This window comes from Amycolatopsis sp. NPDC028719, from assembly GCF_055565395.1.
This window is the reverse complement of the sequence record NZ_JBVHUL010000007.1, coordinates 234,869-251,835: the sequence shown is the minus strand read 5'-3', so window position 1 is coordinate 251,835 and position 16,967 is coordinate 234,869. Positions and strand designations below refer to the sequence as shown.

At 71.3% G+C, this 16,967-nt stretch carries 14 protein-coding genes; 8 read left to right on the top strand and 6 right to left on the bottom strand.

Annotated features, from left to right (window positions below; translation table 11 throughout):
- The first annotated feature begins 4 nt into the window (after positions 1-4).
- From ACZ4TR_RS31830 to ACZ4TR_RS31805, 6 genes are all read left to right on the top strand, one after another.
- Positions 5-457 (top strand): MaoC family dehydratase, encoded by a 453-nt coding sequence (locus ACZ4TR_RS31830; RefSeq protein WP_364518206.1) that lies wholly within the window; start codon positions 5-7, stop codon positions 455-457.
- Between the two features lie 106 nt (positions 458-563).
- On the top strand, positions 564-1,580 hold the full coding sequence (locus tag ACZ4TR_RS31825) for a phosphotransferase family protein (RefSeq protein WP_465291147.1): 1,017 nt from the start codon (positions 564-566) through the stop codon (positions 1,578-1,580).
- Complete coding sequence (locus ACZ4TR_RS31820; protein ID WP_465291145.1) at positions 1,580-2,803, top strand: acyl-CoA dehydrogenase family protein; 1,224 nt, start codon at positions 1,580-1,582, stop codon at positions 2,801-2,803. The genes ACZ4TR_RS31825 and ACZ4TR_RS31820 overlap by 1 nt, the downstream gene beginning before the upstream one ends.
- A complete protein-coding gene (locus tag ACZ4TR_RS31815; RefSeq protein WP_465291144.1) occupies positions 2,800-3,984 on the top strand; it encodes an acyl-CoA dehydrogenase family protein in 1,185 nt (394 codons plus the stop codon). The genes ACZ4TR_RS31820 and ACZ4TR_RS31815 overlap by 4 nt, the downstream gene beginning before the upstream one ends.
- The gene (locus ACZ4TR_RS31810; RefSeq protein ID WP_465291142.1) at positions 3,981-5,087 is read left to right on the top strand and encodes an acyl-CoA dehydrogenase family protein; all 1,107 of its coding nucleotides are present in this window, start codon (positions 3,981-3,983) and stop codon (positions 5,085-5,087) included. Before ACZ4TR_RS31815 ends, ACZ4TR_RS31810 begins: the two co-directional genes overlap by 4 nt.
- Positions 5,088-5,249: 162 nt before the next feature.
- The gene (locus tag ACZ4TR_RS31805; protein WP_465291140.1) at positions 5,250-6,137 is read left to right on the top strand and encodes an alpha/beta fold hydrolase; all 888 of its coding nucleotides are present in this window, start codon (positions 5,250-5,252) and stop codon (positions 6,135-6,137) included.
- Here ACZ4TR_RS31805 and ACZ4TR_RS31800 read toward each other — a convergent pair.
- The 4 genes from ACZ4TR_RS31800 to ACZ4TR_RS31785 are packed head-to-tail and all read right to left on the bottom strand — an operon-like array spanning position 6,134 to position 11,364.
- Positions 6,134-8,068 (bottom strand): hypothetical protein, encoded by a 1,935-nt coding sequence (locus ACZ4TR_RS31800; protein WP_465291138.1) that lies wholly within the window; start codon positions 8,066-8,068, stop codon positions 6,134-6,136. The two genes, ACZ4TR_RS31805 and ACZ4TR_RS31800, sit on opposite strands and share 4 nt — an antisense overlap.
- A gap of 8 nt (positions 8,069-8,076) precedes the next feature.
- Positions 8,077-8,700 (bottom strand): TetR/AcrR family transcriptional regulator, encoded by a 624-nt coding sequence (locus tag ACZ4TR_RS31795; protein ID WP_284740207.1) that lies wholly within the window; start codon positions 8,698-8,700, stop codon positions 8,077-8,079.
- A 43-nt stretch (positions 8,701-8,743) separates the two neighbouring features.
- Positions 8,744-9,712: a phosphotriesterase family protein gene (locus ACZ4TR_RS31790; RefSeq protein ID WP_465291137.1), complete on the bottom strand. Its 969-nt coding sequence runs from the start codon at positions 9,710-9,712 to the stop codon at positions 8,744-8,746.
- Positions 9,712-11,364: an AMP-binding protein gene (locus ACZ4TR_RS31785; RefSeq protein ID WP_465291135.1), complete on the bottom strand. Its 1,653-nt coding sequence runs from the start codon at positions 11,362-11,364 to the stop codon at positions 9,712-9,714. The genes ACZ4TR_RS31790 and ACZ4TR_RS31785 overlap by 1 nt, the downstream gene beginning before the upstream one ends.
- A gap of 287 nt (positions 11,365-11,651) precedes the next feature.
- Here ACZ4TR_RS31785 and ACZ4TR_RS31780 point away from each other — a divergent pair, with 287 nt between their 5' ends.
- Complete coding sequence (locus tag ACZ4TR_RS31780) at positions 11,652-12,458, top strand: hypothetical protein (RefSeq protein WP_465291133.1); 807 nt, start codon at positions 11,652-11,654, stop codon at positions 12,456-12,458.
- 3 nt (positions 12,459-12,461) lie between these two features.
- Here ACZ4TR_RS31780 and ACZ4TR_RS31775 read toward each other — a convergent pair whose 3' ends face one another.
- A complete protein-coding gene (locus ACZ4TR_RS31775) occupies positions 12,462-15,500 on the bottom strand; it encodes a glycoside hydrolase family 2 TIM barrel-domain containing protein (protein ID WP_465291131.1) in 3,039 nt (1,012 codons plus the stop codon).
- A gap of 154 nt (positions 15,501-15,654) precedes the next feature.
- Here ACZ4TR_RS31775 and ACZ4TR_RS31770 point away from each other — a divergent pair, with 154 nt between their 5' ends.
- Positions 15,655-16,452, top strand: a complete 798-nt coding sequence (locus ACZ4TR_RS31770; protein WP_465291129.1) for an enoyl-CoA hydratase-related protein — start codon at positions 15,655-15,657, stop codon at positions 16,450-16,452.
- Here ACZ4TR_RS31770 and ACZ4TR_RS31765 read toward each other — a convergent pair.
- Complete coding sequence (locus tag ACZ4TR_RS31765) at positions 16,437-16,817, bottom strand: hypothetical protein (RefSeq protein ID WP_465291128.1); 381 nt, start codon at positions 16,815-16,817, stop codon at positions 16,437-16,439. The genes ACZ4TR_RS31770 and ACZ4TR_RS31765 overlap by 16 nt on opposite strands.
- Positions 16,818-16,967: the final 150 nt, after the last annotated feature.

Here is a 16,967-nt window from a genome sequence, read left to right as displayed (position 1 = left end):
GCAGATGCGCGAGTTCGCTTCTTTGGACGAGTTCGCCGCCGCGGTCGGCGAGCACCTCGGGTACAGCGAGTGGCACACGATCACCCAGGAGCGGGTGAACCTGTTCGCCGACGCCACCGACGACCACCAGTGGATCCACGTCGACGAGCCGATGGCGGCCGCGGGCCCGTTCGGCGGCACGATCGCCCACGGCTTCCTGACGCTGTCGCTGCTCTCGGCGTTCGGCCCGAAGATCTACAAGGTCAACGGGATCAAGATGGGGATCAACTACGGCCTCAACAAGGTCCGCTTCCCGCAGCCGGTGAAGGTCGGTTCGAAGCTGCGCGCCGGCGCCGAGCTGGTGGAGATCACCGACATCCCGGGCGGCAAGCAGGCGGTGTCGAAGTGGACGGTCGAGATCGACGGCGAAGCGAAGCCCGCTTGCGTCGCCGAATGGGTGACGCGTTTCCTCGCGTGATGCCGAGGAGCAGCGGCACTTTCACGGGAAAGTGCCGCTGCTCACCACTCTGTACCTCATACCGACTAGTCGGTATGCTGCTCGGGATCGAGCTTGAGGAGGCTGGATGAACCCGCCAGGACTCGACCTGGGCCGCCTGCGCGCCCACCTGGACGCGCAGCGCCCCGGCCTGGTCGCCGGGGAGCTGCGCGCGGACGTCGTGGAAGGCGGCCGGTCGAACCTCACCTACGTGGTGGGCGACGGCCGGTCGCGCTGGGTGGTGCGCCGCCCGCCGCTCGGGCACGTGCTGCCCACCGCGCACGACATGACCCGCGAGTTCCGGGTGATCTCCGGCCTGCGCGACACCGCCGTGCCCGTGCCCGAAGCGATCCTGCTCTGCGAGGACGCGGACGTCGTCGGCGCGCAGTTCTACGTCATGAGCTTCGTCGAAGGCACGCCCTACCGGACCGCGGACGAACTCGCGGAACTCGGTGAAGCACGCACCCGGGCCATCGCCGACGCGCTGGTCGACACGCTCGTCGACCTGCACGCGGTCGATCCGGCCACCGTCGGGCTCGGCGACTTCGGCCGGCCCGAAGGCTTCCTGGAGCGGCAGCTGCGGCGCTGGAAGAAGCAGCTCGACGCCTCCCGCAGCCGTGACCTGCCGGGCATCGACGACCTGCACGACCGGCTCGCCGCGGCGGTCCCGGTGTCGGGGAAGCCGTCGATCATCCACGGCGACTACCGCCTGGACAACGTGCTGATCGACGGGAACGACGAGATCTCGGCGGTACTCGACTGGGAGATGTCGACGCTGGGCGACCCGCTGACCGACCTCGCGCTGCTGGTGGCCTACGCCGAGCGCGACAAGGTGTCGCTGCAGTTCGTGTCGAACGCCAGCTCGGCCCCCGGCTACCCGACCACCGACCAGGTCGTCGCCCGCTACGCCGAGCGATCGGGCCGGGACGTCTCGCAGCTCAACTGGTACGTCAGCTTCGCGTTCTTCAAGCTGGCCGTGATCCTGGAAGGCATCTACTACCGCTACCAAAAGGGCCAGACGGTCGGGGCGGGCTTCGAAGGCGTCGGAGCCGGCGTCCCGCTGCTCATCACGCACGGCAACGAGATTCTCAAAGAGGAGAAGTAATGGACTTCGCGTTCGACGAGAAGACCGAGGAGCTGCGCGGGAAGCTCCTCGAGTTCATGGACTCGCACATCTACCCCGCCGAGCCCGTGTTCGAGCAGCAGCTGGCCGGACGCGAAGACCCGTGGGCCATCCCGCCGGTCATGGACGAGCTCAAGTCCGAGGCCCGCAAGCGCGGCCTGTGGAACTTCTTCCTCCCCGGGGAGCACGGCGCGGGGCTGACGAACCTGCAGTACGCGCCGCTCGCGGAGATCACCGGCCGCAGCATCCGGCTGGCGCCGACCGCGCTCAACTGCGCCGCCCCGGACACCGGGAACATGGAAGTGCTGGCCATGTTCGGCAACGAGCAGCAGCAGAAGCAGTGGCTGGAACCGTTGCTGAACGGCGAAATCCGCTCCGCGTTCGCGATGACCGAGCCGGACGTCGCCTCCTCCGACGCCCGCAACATCGAGACCGCGATCCGCCGCGACGGCGACGAGTACGTCGTCAACGGCCGCAAGTGGTACATCTCCGGCGCGATGAACCCCGCGTGCAAGATCTTCATCGTCATGGGCAAGACCGATCCCGAAGCCGCGCCGCACAAGCAGCAGAGCATGATCCTGGTCCCGCGCGACACGCCCGGTGTCACGGTCAAGCGCGGCATGCACGTCTTCGGCTACGACGACAGCGACCACGGCGGCCACGCCGAAGTCCTGTTCGAGGACGTCCGCGTGCCGGTGGAGAACCTCATCGCCGGCGAGGGCGACGGCTTCGCGATCGCCCAGGCCCGCCTCGGCCCGGGCCGGATCCACCACTGCATGCGCGCCATCGGCATGGCCGAGCGCGCACTGGAGCTCATGTGCCGCCGCGCGATCTCGCGCGAGGCGTTCGGCAAGCCGATCGCGCAGCAGGGCGTCGTGCAGGACTGGATCGCCGAGTCGCGCGTGAAGATCGAGCAGCAGCGCCTGCTCGTGCTCAAGACCGCGTGGCTGATGGACACCGTCGGCAACCAGGGCGCGCACACCGAGATCCAGGCGATCAAGATCTCCACCCCGATCACCGTCGAGTGGATCCTCGACAAGGCCGTGCAGGTGCACGGCGCGGGCGGCGTCAGCCAGGACTTCCCGCTGGCCGCGATGTGGGCGGGCAACCGCACGCTGCGCCTGGCCGACGGCCCGGACGAGGTCCACAAGCGCTCACTCGCCCGGCGTGAGCTGAAGAAGTACCTCTCGGAGGGCGCGAAGTGACTGTCACCGCCGAAGACCTGACCCGCCAGGCGACCGAGTTCCTGGCCGCGCACGACCCGAAGACCACCGACCGGCTGGAGTTCCTGCGGGCCCGGTTCGACGCCGGTCTCGCCTGGGTCCACTTCCCCGCCGGCCTCGGCGGGCAGAACGCGCCGCGCGCGCTGCAGTCCGCTGTGGACAGTGTGTTCACCGAAGCGGGCGCACCGGACAACAACCCGCGCCGGATCGGCATCGGCCTCGGCATGGCCGCCCCGACCATCCTCGCCTTCGGCACGCCGGAGCAGCGCGAGCGCTTCCTGCGTCCACTGTGGACCGGTGAGGAGGTGTGGTGCCAGCTGTTCTCCGAGCCGGGCGCCGGCTCCGACCTCGCGGCACTGGGCACGCGGGCCGTGCGCGACGGCGACGACTGGATCGTCACCGGCCAGAAGGTGTGGACGTCGGGCGCGCACGAGTCGCAGTGGGCGATCCTGGTCACCCGCACCGACCCGGACCTGCCGAAGCACCAGGGCATGACGTACTTCCTGTGCGACATGGCCGCGCCGGGCGTCGAGGTCCGGCCGTTGCGCCAGATCACCGGCGAGGCCGAGTTCAACGAGGTCTTCCTGACCGAGGTCCGGATCCCGGACACCCAGCGCCTCGGCGCGGTCGGCGAAGGCTGGAAGGTCGCGCAGACCACGCTGATGAACGAGCGCGTCGCGATCGGCGGGCACGTCCAGCCGCGCGAGGGCGGGCTGATCGGGATCGTCGCGAAAACCTGGCGCGAACGGCCGGAGCTGCGCACACCCGAGCTGCGTGACCGGCTCGTGCAGCGCTGGGTCGAGGCGGAGACGCTGCGGCTGGCCGGCACGCGGTTGCGCCAGCAGCTCACGGCAGGGGCGCCCGGACCGGAGGGTTCGGCCATGAAGGTCGCGTTCTCGGAGCTGAACCAGGCCCTGACCGGGCTGGAGGTCGAGCTGCTCGGCGACGAGGGCCTGGCCTACGACGACTGGACGTTCCGGCGCCCGGCGATCGTCGACTTCACCGGCCGCGAAGCCGGCTACCGCTACCTGCGCGCGAAGGGGAACTCCATCGAGGGCGGCACCTCGGAGGTCCTGCGCAACATCATCGCCGAGCGCGTGCTGGGGCTGCCCTCGGAGCCGCGCGTCGACAAGGACGTCGCCTGGAAGGACCTCCCCCGATGAGTCAAACACCGCCTGACCTGCTGTATTCGGACATTGAGGAAGACCTGCGATCGTCGGTCCGGGACCTGCTCAAGGCCAAGGCCGACGCTGCGGCCCTGCTGGCCCGCGTCGAGACGGCCGAGGGCTACGACCTGAAGCTGTGGCGCACGCTGGCCGACGAGGTGGGCGTGGCCGGGCTGGCGGTGCCCGAAGAGCTGGGCGGGCACGGCGCGTCGGCCCGCGAGGTGGCCGTGGTGGCCGAGGAACTGGGCCGCAGCGTCGCGCCGGTGCCGTTCCTCGGCAGCGTGGTGCTGGCGACGACGGCGCTGGTCCGGGCGGGCGCGGGCGACTTCGTCCGCCGGCTCGCGACGGGCTCGGCGATCGGCGCGCTGGCCGTGCCGCTGTCGACGGCGCCGGGGGCGGGTTTCCCGTCTTCGGTGACGGCTTCGCCGGACGGCACGCTGTCCGGCCGGGTGGGCACGGTCGCCGACGCGTCGGTGGCGGACCTGCTGGTCGTCCCGGCCGCGGGTCCGGACGGGCCGGGGCTGTACGTGGTCGAGGCCTCGGCGGCGACGGTGTCGGAGCTGGTGTCGTTCGACCTGACTCGCCGGGTGGCCGACGTGGAGCTCGCGGACGCGCCGGCGGTGCTGGTGGCGTCGGGCCCGGACGCGGCGTCGGCGCTGGAGGAGGCGCTGCTGTTCGGGGCGGGGATCCTGGCGTCGGAGCAGACCGGCGTGGCCGAATGGGCGTTGACGGAGACGGTGTCGTACCTGAAGGGCCGGTACCAGTTCGGTCGTCCGGTGGGCGGGTTCCAGTCGCTCAAGCACCGGCTGGCGAACCTCTACACGGACCTGGTGCTGGCCCGCGCGGCGGCGCGCTATGCGGCGGATTGCCTGGCGACGGGCACCGACGTGCCGATCGCGGTGGCGGTCGCCCAGGCCCGGAACGCCCCGATCGCGGTCCGCGCGACGGAGGAGGCGATCCAGCTGCACGGCGGCATCGGGATGACGTGGGAGCACCCGGCGCACCTGTACCTGAAGCGCGCCAAGGCGGACGAGCTGGCGCTGGGAACGCCGGGCAAGCACCGGGCCCACCTCGCGGAGCTGGTCAACCTCCCCGCGTAGTCCCGGCCGTTGCCCGTGAAGGCCTCCTTACCGGCCGAAGAAGCCGGTAAGGAGGCCTTCACGGCATTTCAGGGGGCGGCGGGCCACTCGCGAGGCAAAAGGGAGGCAAAAGTGCCCGGCTTCCCATGGTTCTCCCCACCCGTCGGGATCTAACCTGACGCCATGGAATTCGCCGTCGCGCCGACGGATGCCGCTACGCCCGCCGCGCTGGAGGAAATGACCGTCGTCGTCGGCGGTCACCGGCACAGCGCGCTCGCGGCCGGGCCCGAAACGGGCGAACTCGTCCTGCTGCTGCACGGCTGGCCGGAATTCGCCGACGCCTGGACCGAGCAGCTGCACGCCCTCGGCGAAGCCGGCTACCGCGCCATCGCCGTCGACCAGCGCGGCTACGCCCGCCAAGCGCGTCCCGACGGCGTCGAGCACTACACGATCGAGCACCTGGTCGGCGACGCTCTCGCGTTCGCCGAAAGCCAGGGCGCCGAGCGGTTCCACCTGGTCGCCCGCGACTGGGGCGGCATGGTCGCGTGGGCGCTGGCCACCGCGTACCCGCACCGGCTGCGGTCGCTGACGGTGCTGTCCACCCCGCACCCGTCGGCCCTGCAGCGCGCGGCCGCCACCGACGACGGGCAGTTCCACGACCTCGGCTACATCCGCTTCTTCCGCCGCGGCGTCGGCAAAGCCGAGAAATTCCTCTTACGCGACGAAGCCGCGCAATTACGCGCTGTCTACAACCGCCGGATTCCGGCCGAATTCGTGGAAAGCGCCGTCACCCGCCTTTCCGAACCGGGCGCGCTGACCGCGACGCTGAATTGGTACCGCGGCGCCACGAACGACGTATTCCACGTCCCGGCCGGCCGCATCACCGTGCCGACGCTCTACCTGTGGGGCAGCGAGGACCCGTACCTCGGCCAGAGCGCCGCGGAGCTGACCGTCCACCACATCGACGCGGAGTACCGCTTCCAGATCGTCGAGGGCGCGAGCCAGTGGATGGCGATGGAAGCTCCCGACGAGGTGAGCGCGCACCTGCTGGACCACCTCCGGCAGCACTAGCCGGTCTTGCGGACCAGCCCGGTGTAGCCGACCAGCGCGAGCGTGGCCAGCGCCCAGATCGCGGCCTGCACCAGCCAGATCGCCACCGTGAACCACTGACCGGCGGCGATCCCGGTGTTGAGGTCGCACCGTCCGCGCACCCCGGGCGAGAGCGGCAGCCCGCGATCGAGGCCGACGCCGATGAGTTCGACGGTCGTGCAGGGAGTACCGCGAGCGGCCGTGAGGTCCGCGGTGCGCTCGGCGGCGCGATGGCCCGCGTCGCCGACGTGCCCGGCCCAGAACCCCAGTCCCCCGGCGGCGACCACCGCCAGCAGCAGCACGGCCGCCGTCCGCCGGGCCCGGTAGCCGTACCCGGCGAGGGCGCCCCACAGCCAGTGGAACCGCCGGGCCGGCCAGCCGCCGATCGCTCCGGGGGCTCGCCGCCGGAGGTCCCGCTGCTGGGCGATGAGGATCTGCCGGGCGTTGCCATCGTGCCCGGCGGCCCGCTCCGCCGCGGCCAGCTGCTGGTACGGCCCGGGCCGGTACTCGGCGGTGTGCGAGCGGATCAGGTCGAGCCACTCGCGCCAGGTGACGTCGCCGAGCGAGCCGAACCGGAAGCCGTCGAGGTCCACCAGGCCGCCGGGAGGAACCAGCCCGGCGGGGAAGAAGACCGGCCCGTCGGCCACGGCGTCCTGGAGGCTCACGAAGGTCCCGCCGGTGGCTCCGATCTCGGCGCCGGTGAAGGTCAGCTGACCGCCGAAGTGCGCGCCGGACAGGCCGACCGTCGCGTCCGGGCCTGCGCCGGTCGCCGTCAGGCCGGTCAGGCGCAGGCCGCCGTCCACCTGGAGGCGGTCACCGGTCAGGGCCGGCCCGCTCTCGTTGGCGAGTACGGCGTCCACCAGGTAGAGGTGGCCCTTGACGTGCGCATTCATCAGGCTGACCGGCCCGTGCTCCCCCGCGCCGATCGCCCGCAAGCCGGTGGCGTGGACGCTGCCTTCGACCCGGATACTGTCGGCGCTCAGCGCGCGACCACGCGGGTTGGCGAGCTTCGCGCCGCCGAGGTTGACCTGGCCGTCGATCCGGGCGCCGAGCAGGGAGATGACTCCGGTCGCGGTGACGCCGGTGGCGTACAGGCCGCCGGCCCGGAGACGGTCGGCTCCCACGGCCGGGCCGCTGTCGTTGGCCAGCACCGCGTCCCCGAGGTCGACCTGACCGCCGACCCGGGCGCCGAGCAGGCGGAACGCGCCGCCCTCGCCCGCGCCGGTCACCGTGGCGCCCGCCAGGTTCAGGTCGCCGTCGACAAGCGCGCTGTCCGCGTGCAGCGCGGGCCCGGATTCGTTGGTCAATACCGCTTCGCCCAGGTGGATCTCACCGGATACGCGCGCCCCGAGCAGACGGATCGCACCGCTGCCGCCGGTGCCGGCCGCCTGGAGGCCGATGCCTTTGACCGCCCGGCACTCGAGGTCGTCGAGGAACAGCGCGGGGCCGTCGCTGCTGCGGATCTCCGCGCGGGCGAAGACGGTCAGGCCGTCGACGCGGGCGTCGCGCAGGCAGATCACGCCGAAGTCCCCGGAGCCGGTCGCCCGGACCCCGCTCAGGTCGAGGTCGTGGCCGATCCGGACGCCCGTACCGTCGAACCCGGCGATCCGGCTGCCGGAGAGGTCGAGCCACGGCAGCGTCGCGGCCCGCGCCGAGATCGTGTTCACGACCACGCAATCGACCAGCGCCAGGCCGACTCCGGCCTCGACGTGGTCGAGGTCGAGCGTCCCGGCGATCCGGGCGCCTGTGACGCGGACCCCGCGGGGGTCCACCGGACCACGGAGGCCGAGCAGCAGCTCACGCAGGACCGCGGCCCGCACCGGAGCGTCGGTCACGTGGGCGAGGCCGCGACGGGCGGCGTCGACCAGCTCCCGCTCCGCTCCGGTCAGCTTGTCGAGAACAGGCAGCGTCACCCCGCCGACTAACCAGGCGGCCGGAGCGCGTCCAGGAGCAGGTCCGCGTAGTGGTCGCCGACCTGGCGCGCCGACAGCGTGCCGCCGCGGCGGTACCACGAGCCCAGGTGGTGGACCGACCCGAAGAAGAAGTCGACCACCACGTCGGCCGGCTTGTCCGTGCGGAACTCGCCCGACGCCTGCCCTTCCTCGACCAGGCCGCGGAAACGCTCGTGGTACTTGCGGCGCTCCGCCCGCACCGCCTTCTGCTTGTCCGGCGACAGCTGGTGCATCGACTGCAGGAAGATCGTGTTGTCGTCGAGGTTGTCGATGCTGGACACCACGACGTCGGACGCCGCCGCGGCGAGGCGTTCGCGCAGCGGGGCGCTCGACGAGGCGACGCTCTCCAGCTGGCGGGTCTGCTCGCGCAGCACCCGGGCGTAGATCTCGTAGAGCAGGTCGTCCTTCGAGCCGAAGTAGTGGTACATCGCGCCCTTGGTGACGCCCGCGGCCTCGACGATCTCCTGGACCGACGTGCGGTCGAAGCCCTTCTTGGCGAACAGCTTCGTGGCGTGCTCCAGCAGCCGGCGCGGCACGGCGGCCTGGTCGTCGCCGGCCGCCTCGCCCGGCTTGCGGGTGCTTGCTCGCGTCACGGCAAGACCCCCTCCTCGAAAGTCGAACGCACAGGATAACGGCTCAGCCGGCCCAGGACAGGAACCGCCGCGGGTTGTCGACGAGCATGGTCGTGATGTCCGTTTCGGACACCCCGCGCTCCCGCAGCGCGGGCAGCACGTCCCGCGTGATGTGCAGGTAGTGCCAATTGGGCGTGAGCACCGGCAGCTGCTCGGCGGGCAGCCAATCGATGTAGCACGACGCGTCGTGCGAGAGCACCATGCTGCCCGCGTAGCCGCGCTCGCACATCGCCGCGACCGTGGCCACCCGCTCCTCGAACGGCAGCAGCAGGTCGAGCCCGAACCGGTCCATGCCGAGCAGCGACCCGCGGTCGGCCAGCTCGGTCAGGTAACCGAGGTCGGTCGAGTCGCCGGAGTGCCCGACCAGCACCTTGCCCAGGTCGACGCCCTCCTCTTCGAAGATCGCCTGCTGCTCCAGGCCCCGCCGGGTGCCCGCGTGCGTGTGGGTCATGATCGGCGCGCCGGTTTCGACGTGGGCCTTCGCGACCGCTCGCAGCACGCGCTCGACACCCGGGGTCACGCCCGGCTCGTCGGTGGCGCACTTGAGCAGCGCCGCCTTGGCACCGGTGCCCGAGATTCCGTCCCGGATGTCCCCGACGAACATCCCGACCAGGGGATCCTCGCCCTGCAGCATCGTGCCGGGCCCGCGGAAGTGCAGGTAGTGCGGCACGTCGTTGTAGGTGTAGAGCCCGGTGGCGACGACGATGTTGACGTCGACCTCGGCGGCGACCCGCTGCACGCGCGGGATGTAGCGGCCCAGGCCGATCACCGTCGGGTCGACGATCGTGTCGATCCCGGCGTCCTTCAGCTCCTTGAGCCGCCGGATCGCCTCGGGGACGTGCTCCTCTTCCTTGAACCCGTCGTCGTCCGGGTAGTTGGCGACGAACTCGGGGCTGAGCACGAAGAGGTGCTCGTGCATCAGCACCCGGCCCAGCGCTTCCGGCGCGATCGCGCCGCGGATGGTCTCGACCATCAGCCCCTCGCCCTCAGCTCGCGGCGCAGGATCTTGCCGCTCGTGGTCTTCGGCAGCTCGTCGAGGACTTCGATGGTGCGCGGGTACTTGTAGGCGGCCAGCCGTTCCTTGCACCAGGCGACCAGTTCCGCGGGGTCGGCGGTCGCGCCCGGCGCCGGGCTGACGTACGCCTTGACCGTCTCGCCGCGGTACTCGTCGGCGATCCCGACGACGGCGGCCTCACGGACCGCCGGGTGCGTGTACAGGACGTCTTCGACCTCGCGGGGCCAGACCTTGAAGCCGGACGCGTTGATCATGTCCTTCTTGCGGTCGACGACGTAGACCCAGCCGCGCTCGTCCATGAACCCGATGTCGCCGGTGAGCAGCCGCCCGCCGGGCAGCGACTCCGCCGTCGCGTCCGGGCGGTTCCAGTAGCCGGAGACGACCATCGGGCCCTCGACGGCGATCTCGCCCGGCTGACCGAACGGCAGCTCTTCGCCGTTCTCGCCGAGGATCCGGACGATCGTGTCCGGCACCGGCAGGCCGATCGAGATCGTGCCGGACTCCGGGTCGATCGGTGCCTCGAGGGTGCCGGGGACGACGACGCAGCCGGCCGTCGTCTCGGTGAGGCCGTAGCCGTTGTGGATGTAGTGCCCGGTCTTCGCGCGGAACGCCTCCACGACGGCGGGCGGCAGCGCCGCACCGCCCGAGTACAGCAGCGCGAACGACGAGAAGTGGTCGCGGCTGAACGACGGGTGCGCCATCAGCGCCATGTAGGCCGTGGACGGCCCGACCGTGTACGACGGCCGGTGCTCGAGGAAGGCGTCGAGCACGACCCCGGCGTCGAAGCGGTAGGCGAGGGCGAGCGTGCCGCCGATGTCGATCGCGGAGCCGACTTCGCAGACCATGCCGGTGATGTGGAACAGCGGCGCGAGCCCGAAGAGGGTCGAGCCCTCGGGGAGACCGCTGAAGGAGCCGAGGCCGGCGGCGTTGGTGCCGATGTTGCCGTGGGTGTTGGTGGCGCCCTTCGGCGTGCCGCTCGTGCCGGAGGTGTAGCTGATCAGCGCGGTGTCGTCGAGCGCGAACGCGGGTTCGGGCGGCTTCGGGCCCGGCGTGGCGGCGGCTTCGAGGAGTTCGGTGGCGCCCGGGGTCTCTTCGCGGGTGACCTTGCCCAGTACGCGTTCGTCGTCGCGCGTCTGGAACTCCAGCTCGCTGGTGGTGAGCGCGATGCCGACGCCGTTGGCCGCGGCCGTCTCGCCGATGTAGGCGTTCCAGCCGCGCTGCGAGCAGACGACCGCCTTGACGCCGGCGTCGGTGAAGACGTGGGTCAGCTCGCGCTCGCGGTACATCGGGTTGACCGGCACCACGATCCCGCCGGCCTTCCACGCGCCGAGCAGCGCGATGACGAACTGCGGGATGTTCTGCAGCACCAGGGCGAGCCGGTCGCCGCGGGCGAAGCCGCTCTTCGTGAGGTAGCGGGCGACGCCGTCGGAGAGCTCGTCGACCTCGCGGTAGCTCAGCCGCGCGTCGAAGTAGGCGATCGCGGCCCGGTCGGGGACGTGGTCCACCGCGCGGCGGAACGACTCGGGCAGCGTGGTCGGCTTCGCCGGTTCCGCCGTCCGCACTCGTTCGTCGTAGCTCGCGAGCCAGGGCTTCGCGTCGTACCAGCTCATCCAGTGACCTCCCTTGGACACCGACCGGTCGGTATGCCGACGCTAGGAGGCCACGGCGGCCCGCGTCAAGACCCGGCTCCGCCACGGAAATGCAGAACTCTCCTTTCACCGGTGAATACGGCCGCCGGTTCGGAATGGTTCACCTTTTCCCTGTTTCTCACTTCACCCTGGACAAATCCCTGGTGAAGCCGCCACCATTGCTCCGCGACCGACTCGGCCGCACCATTCGGAACAACCGCGCGCTGCCCGTGTGGACCCTCTATGTTCACGCTAACTTGGAGTGATTCATGCCTGCTACCGGTGGACGACACCGCATCTCGCGGCGGACGAAGATCGCGACGGCGGCCCTCGGCCTCGGGATCGCGGCCGGGGCGCTGGTGATCGCGACGACCGTCGGCGACCCCGGCGCCGCCAACGCCGCCACGGGAGGCCAGATCAGCTGCCCCGACGTCGCCTCGCGGCTCCCCGCGATTCCCGCTCAGGCCCAGGCCGAGGTGCAACGCAACCTCGGCCTGCTGAACACGCAGATCGCCGAGGCGAACAACCGCCTCGTCACCACCGCCGGGCAAGGCGGCCCCAACTTCGTGCAGAACGCCATCCTGGGGCCGCTCCAGGACAAGCGGGCGTCGACGATCGACCGGATCGCCATCGCCATCGGCCGCCAGGGCGAGAAGCCGCAGAACCTCGGCGGGCTCGCCGCGTGCTCGCTGGGCGGGCAGGCGAACACCGGCGCCGGCACGGTGTCGACCGCTCCGGCGACGGCACCGGCGCAAGGGACCGGGAACACCGGGAACACGGGCGGCAACGCCGGGCAGATCAGCTGCCCGGACGTCGCTTCGCAGCTCCCGGCCATCCCCGCGCAGGCCCAGGCCGAGGTCCAGCGCAACCTCGAGCTGCTGAACACGCAGATCGCCGAAGCGAACAACCGGCTCGTCACCAGTGCCGGCGAAGGTGGCGCGAACTTCGTGCAGAACGCGATCCTCGGCCCGCTCGAGGACAAGCGCGTCGCGACGATCAACCGCATCGCCACGGCGATCGGCCGCAACGCCGACAAGCCGCAGGGCCTCGACGCCCTCGCCCCCTGCAGCCGGTGAGGGTCAGCGGGCGACGAGGGCGCTGATCCGGAGGAACGTCCGGGTCGTCATCGTGATCCGCACTTCCGTGGTGGCGACCGGCTCGAACGAGACCGTCGTGGGCTCGGTCGAGCCGGTTCCCCACGTGATCTTCGGCTCGCGCACCGGCACGAACCCGCGCTCCGTGCGGTAGGCGACTTCGACGGCGTCCGGCAGTCCATGCCGGCCGTCGACGACGAAGTTCGCCGTGAGCGCGCCGATCCGCTGCGGCCGCGGCCAGACGAGCGACACCCAGTCCGCCGGCCGCGGCCGGCTCACCGCGGGCAGGGTCGCGGTCGCCTGCTTGACGTAGAAGTTCGACCAGCCGGTGGCCGGGTCGCCGTCCAGCATCGCCGCGGGCAGCGTGTCCGGGGCGCCCGAATAGCTCGCGTCCGCGGCCAGGACGACCGGGGGCTCCGGCCGCTCCACCGCTCGCGCGCCGGGGCCGTTGCGCTGCCCGAAGTTCGTCCCCGGCACCGTCGTCTTCCCCGGCGTGAGGCCCGGCGCGCTCGCCGTGACGGTGATCGGGCCCCGGCCGCCGGTCGCGGCGATGACGGCGACGGCCTGGCCGTGGAACGCCGGGATCGCCGGCTGCTGGTAGCTCTGCGCGAGCTCCTGCCGGCCGTTGTCCACCCCGGCGACCCGTCCCGGCCCGCGGACGGCGAACCGCAGCACCGGTTCGGCCCCGGGGACGACGACGCCGCGGGAGTCCACGACCGACGCCGTCACGAACGCCATCGCGCCGTCGCCGCGCGGCTCGGCGGTCAGCGTGACCGCGCGCGGCGGCCCGGCCGTGACGAGCCGGTCGCGGGCGACCTCGCGCCCGCCGGACCGGGCGATCGCGGTGAGCGTGCCGGGTTCGAACGGCACGGTCCACGTCAGGTGCAGCTTGCCGGTGCTGCCGTTCGGGCTGGTGTAGCTGCCGGAGGGATCGTTCTTGTCGTCGCCGACGGGTTCGGTCGTCTCCAGGTACGGCCGGCCGTCCACAGTGGTCTTCCGGTCGAACTCCTTCACACCGAGGGACTTCCCGTTGAGGACCAGCTCGACGGTGTCCACAGTGGAGTAGACCCACACCGCGACGGGTTCGCCGGGGCGGTGGGTCGTCCAGTCCGTCGGGGTCAGGTGCACCATCGGCGCGGTGGTCCACTGGCTGCGGAAGAGGTGGAAGGCGTCCTTCGGCAGGCCCGCGCTGTCGACCGCGCCGAAGAACGACGTCTTGACCGGGAAGACGTCGTAGGGCGTCGGCTCGCCCACGTAGTCCTGGCCGGCCCAGAGGAACTGACCCTGGCAGAACTTCCGGTCGCGGTCCTTCTTCAGCGAGTACTCGCCGCTGAACGTCCACGAGGCCAGGTTGTTGTCGTACGACGACGTCGCCCGCTTGCCCGGCGTGTGGTTCTCGCCCGTGTTGAGCAGGTCCGGGTCCTGGTACGCCCCGCGCGTCGAAGTCTCCGACGACGACTCGGACTCGAAGAAGAACTTGTCCGGGTAGGCCGCGTGCAGCCCGTCGATCGACTGCGCGGTGTTGTAGTTGACGCCGAGGCCGTCCAGTTGCCGCAGGATCAGGTCCTGGGGCGACCCGGGCGCGGGCACGCTCCGGTAGCGGTCCGAGCCCACGATGACGGGCCGGGTCGGGTCGATGCCGCGGACCGTCTTGATGAGCCCCGCCGCGATCTCCGGGCCGCCGGCCATCGACGCGTCCGGCACCTCGTTGCCGATCGACCACAGCACGACCGCCGGCGAGTTCTTGGCCGCGTGCACCATTTCGGCGATGTCGCGCGTGCTCCACGCGTCGAAGTCGCGGTGGTAGTCGAACTCGACCTTCCCGGTCCGCCAGCAGTCGAACGCCTCGACCATCATCAGGATCCCGAGCCGTTCGCAGAGCGCCACCAGCTCCGGCGCGGGCGGGTTGTGCGCGGTCCGCAGCGCGTTGACGCCCATCGCGAGCATCAGCCGCAGCTGGCGCTCCAGCGCGGCGGCGTCGATCACGGCGCCGAGCGCGCCCTGGCTCGAATGCAGGTTGACCCCGCGCAGCTTCATCGGCACGCCGTTGAGCGAGAACCCGTGGTCCGGGTGGAACTCGGTGTACCGGAAGCCGAAGTCCGTCGTGGTCGTGTCGAGGACCCGCCCGGCCACGACGACATCGGTGCGGACGCGGTACAGCCGGGGCTGGCCGACCGACCACAGCCGGGGGCCGGCGACGGTCTGCGTGGTGACCGCCGTGGTCGTCTTCCCCGCCGCCACCGGCACGGTCGCCGAGCCCTGGGCCACCACCCGGCCCGAGGAATCGGTGACCGTGGTGCGCACCTCGGCGGCCAGCGCCCCGGCGGAGTCGTTCACGACGTCCGTGGCCACCTCGACGGTGCCGCGGCCGGCGGCGATGCCGGGAGTGGTGACGAAGGTGCCGTGCCGGGCGACGTGCACCGGCTCGGTGACGACCAGGCGGACCTTGCGGTAGATGCCGCTGCCGGAGTACCAGCGGCTGCTGGGCAGCGGGTTCACCGCCCGCACGGCGAGGACGTTCGGGGTCCGGCCGTCGGTGTGCAGGCGGCCGGTGAGGTCGAAGGCGAAGCCGGTGTAGGCGTAGGGGTGGTTGCCGAGCAGCTCGCCGTTCACGTGAACATGCGCGTCCGAATAGACACCGTCGAACTCGACCGAGACCCGCTTGCCCGCGACCGAGGGCGGCAGGACGAACGACTTGCGGTACCAGCCGAGGCCGCCGCGGAAGAAGCCGGACGAGCTGACCGTGCCGGTCGCGGTCGGCGGAAGTTCGATGCTCCAGTCGTGGGGGACGTCGACGATCTGCCACCCCGAGTCGTCGTACCCGGGGTTCGCGGCATCGGCGAAGCGGCCGTCCGGGTCGGTGACGCCGTCGGGGTTGGCGAGGACGAACCGCCAGCCGTCGGTCAGGTCGGCGGCCCGGCCGAGACCGGTTCCGGCGGCCTTCGCGGCCGGGGAGAGCGCGGAAGCGACGACGGCGGCGCCGACTCCGCCCAGGACCTGACGTCTGCTCGGGGTGTGCGGCATCGGCGGAGTCCCTTCCAGCGGCGGCGCGGGCGGAAAGGACTATCGCACAAGGGTTTCGCCGGATCCAAAGGGTTCGATAATTTCGAACCTCGGGTTCCGCTGGCCACGGCCCCAAGCGACCGCTTAGTATGGACTTCGACCCCGAGGAGGTCCCATGTCCACTGTGGACGGAGTCCGGTACGCGGCGGACGGCCCGGTCGCCACGCTGACGTTCGCCAAACCGGACCGCAGCAACGCGATGGACGTGCCGATGCAGGCCCGCTACGGCTGGCTGCTGCGGGAGGCGGACGCGGACCCGTCGATCCGGGCGGTGGTCGTGACAGGCGCGGGCCGGGCGTTCTGCCCGGGCGCCGACCTGGGCTTGCTGGACGGCATCGCGGCGGCTCCCCCGGCATCCGGAGGCGGGCACGAGAACTTCCGGGACGTCCTGGCGGCATCCTCGGTGGGCGTACCGGTGGTGGCGGCGATCAACGGCGGCTGCGCGGGCCTGGGATTCGTGATCGCGTGCTCGGCGGACGTCCGCTTCGCCGCGGCGGGCGCGAAGTTCACCACGGCGTTCTCCCGGCGCGGGCTGATCGCGGAGTACGGGATCGCGAAGCTGCTGCCGTCGCTGGTGGGCGAGGGCCGGGCCCGCGACCTGCTGTTGTCCGGGCGGACGTTCACCGCGGAGCAGGCACTGGACTACGGGCTGGTCCAGGAGGTGGTCCCGGCGGAGGAGCTGCCGCTGCGGGCCCACGCGTACGCGACGGAACTGGCGACGTACAGCGCTCCTCGGTCGATGGCGGTGATGAAGGCGCAGTTCTTGCGGGAGGCCCTGCTGCCGCTGGAGGAGGCGGCCCGCGAGGCGACGGCGTTGATGATCGAGTCGTTCGGCCGTCCCGAGCTGGCCGAGGGGCTGGCCAGCTGGAACGAACGCCGCGAGCCGAAGTTTCCGCCTTACTCGGCGGGCTGAGTGCGGCGGTTCGCCTCGCAACGCTTGAACAAGTAGTAGCCGACGACTTCGCCCCTGGTGGCGACGTCCTGACCGTCCCGGCTTTCCTGCCCCTGCTCGACGAAGACGAACGAGCCGCTCACGAGCTCCCAGCCCTCCCGGCACACAGAGTTGAGCACCGCCACGGGGTCGCTCTCCCGCCGCCTCGTCGCGATGTCGATCATCGCGGCGACGAGTGATTTCTGGCTCATCACCTCGATGGAGCACTGGAACACGTGGTCGCCCCGGTCGAAACCCGCCCGAGCGCGGCCCACCGGAGATTGCTCGAAGGCTTCACCCTCCTTCCGCGCCACCTCTTCGGGTGTCTTCTTCTTGAGCAGCGCCACCGACGACCTCCGACTGTGTCCACACCTCCAGCGGGTGCCGTCGTGATGTCGGTGCGCGGGTCCCGGAAGTTACGCACCGTAGATCTCGATCGAGGCAGCCCGGCAGACTGAAACAGCCCACGCCACCGGAGCACGACTGTTACATTGCCG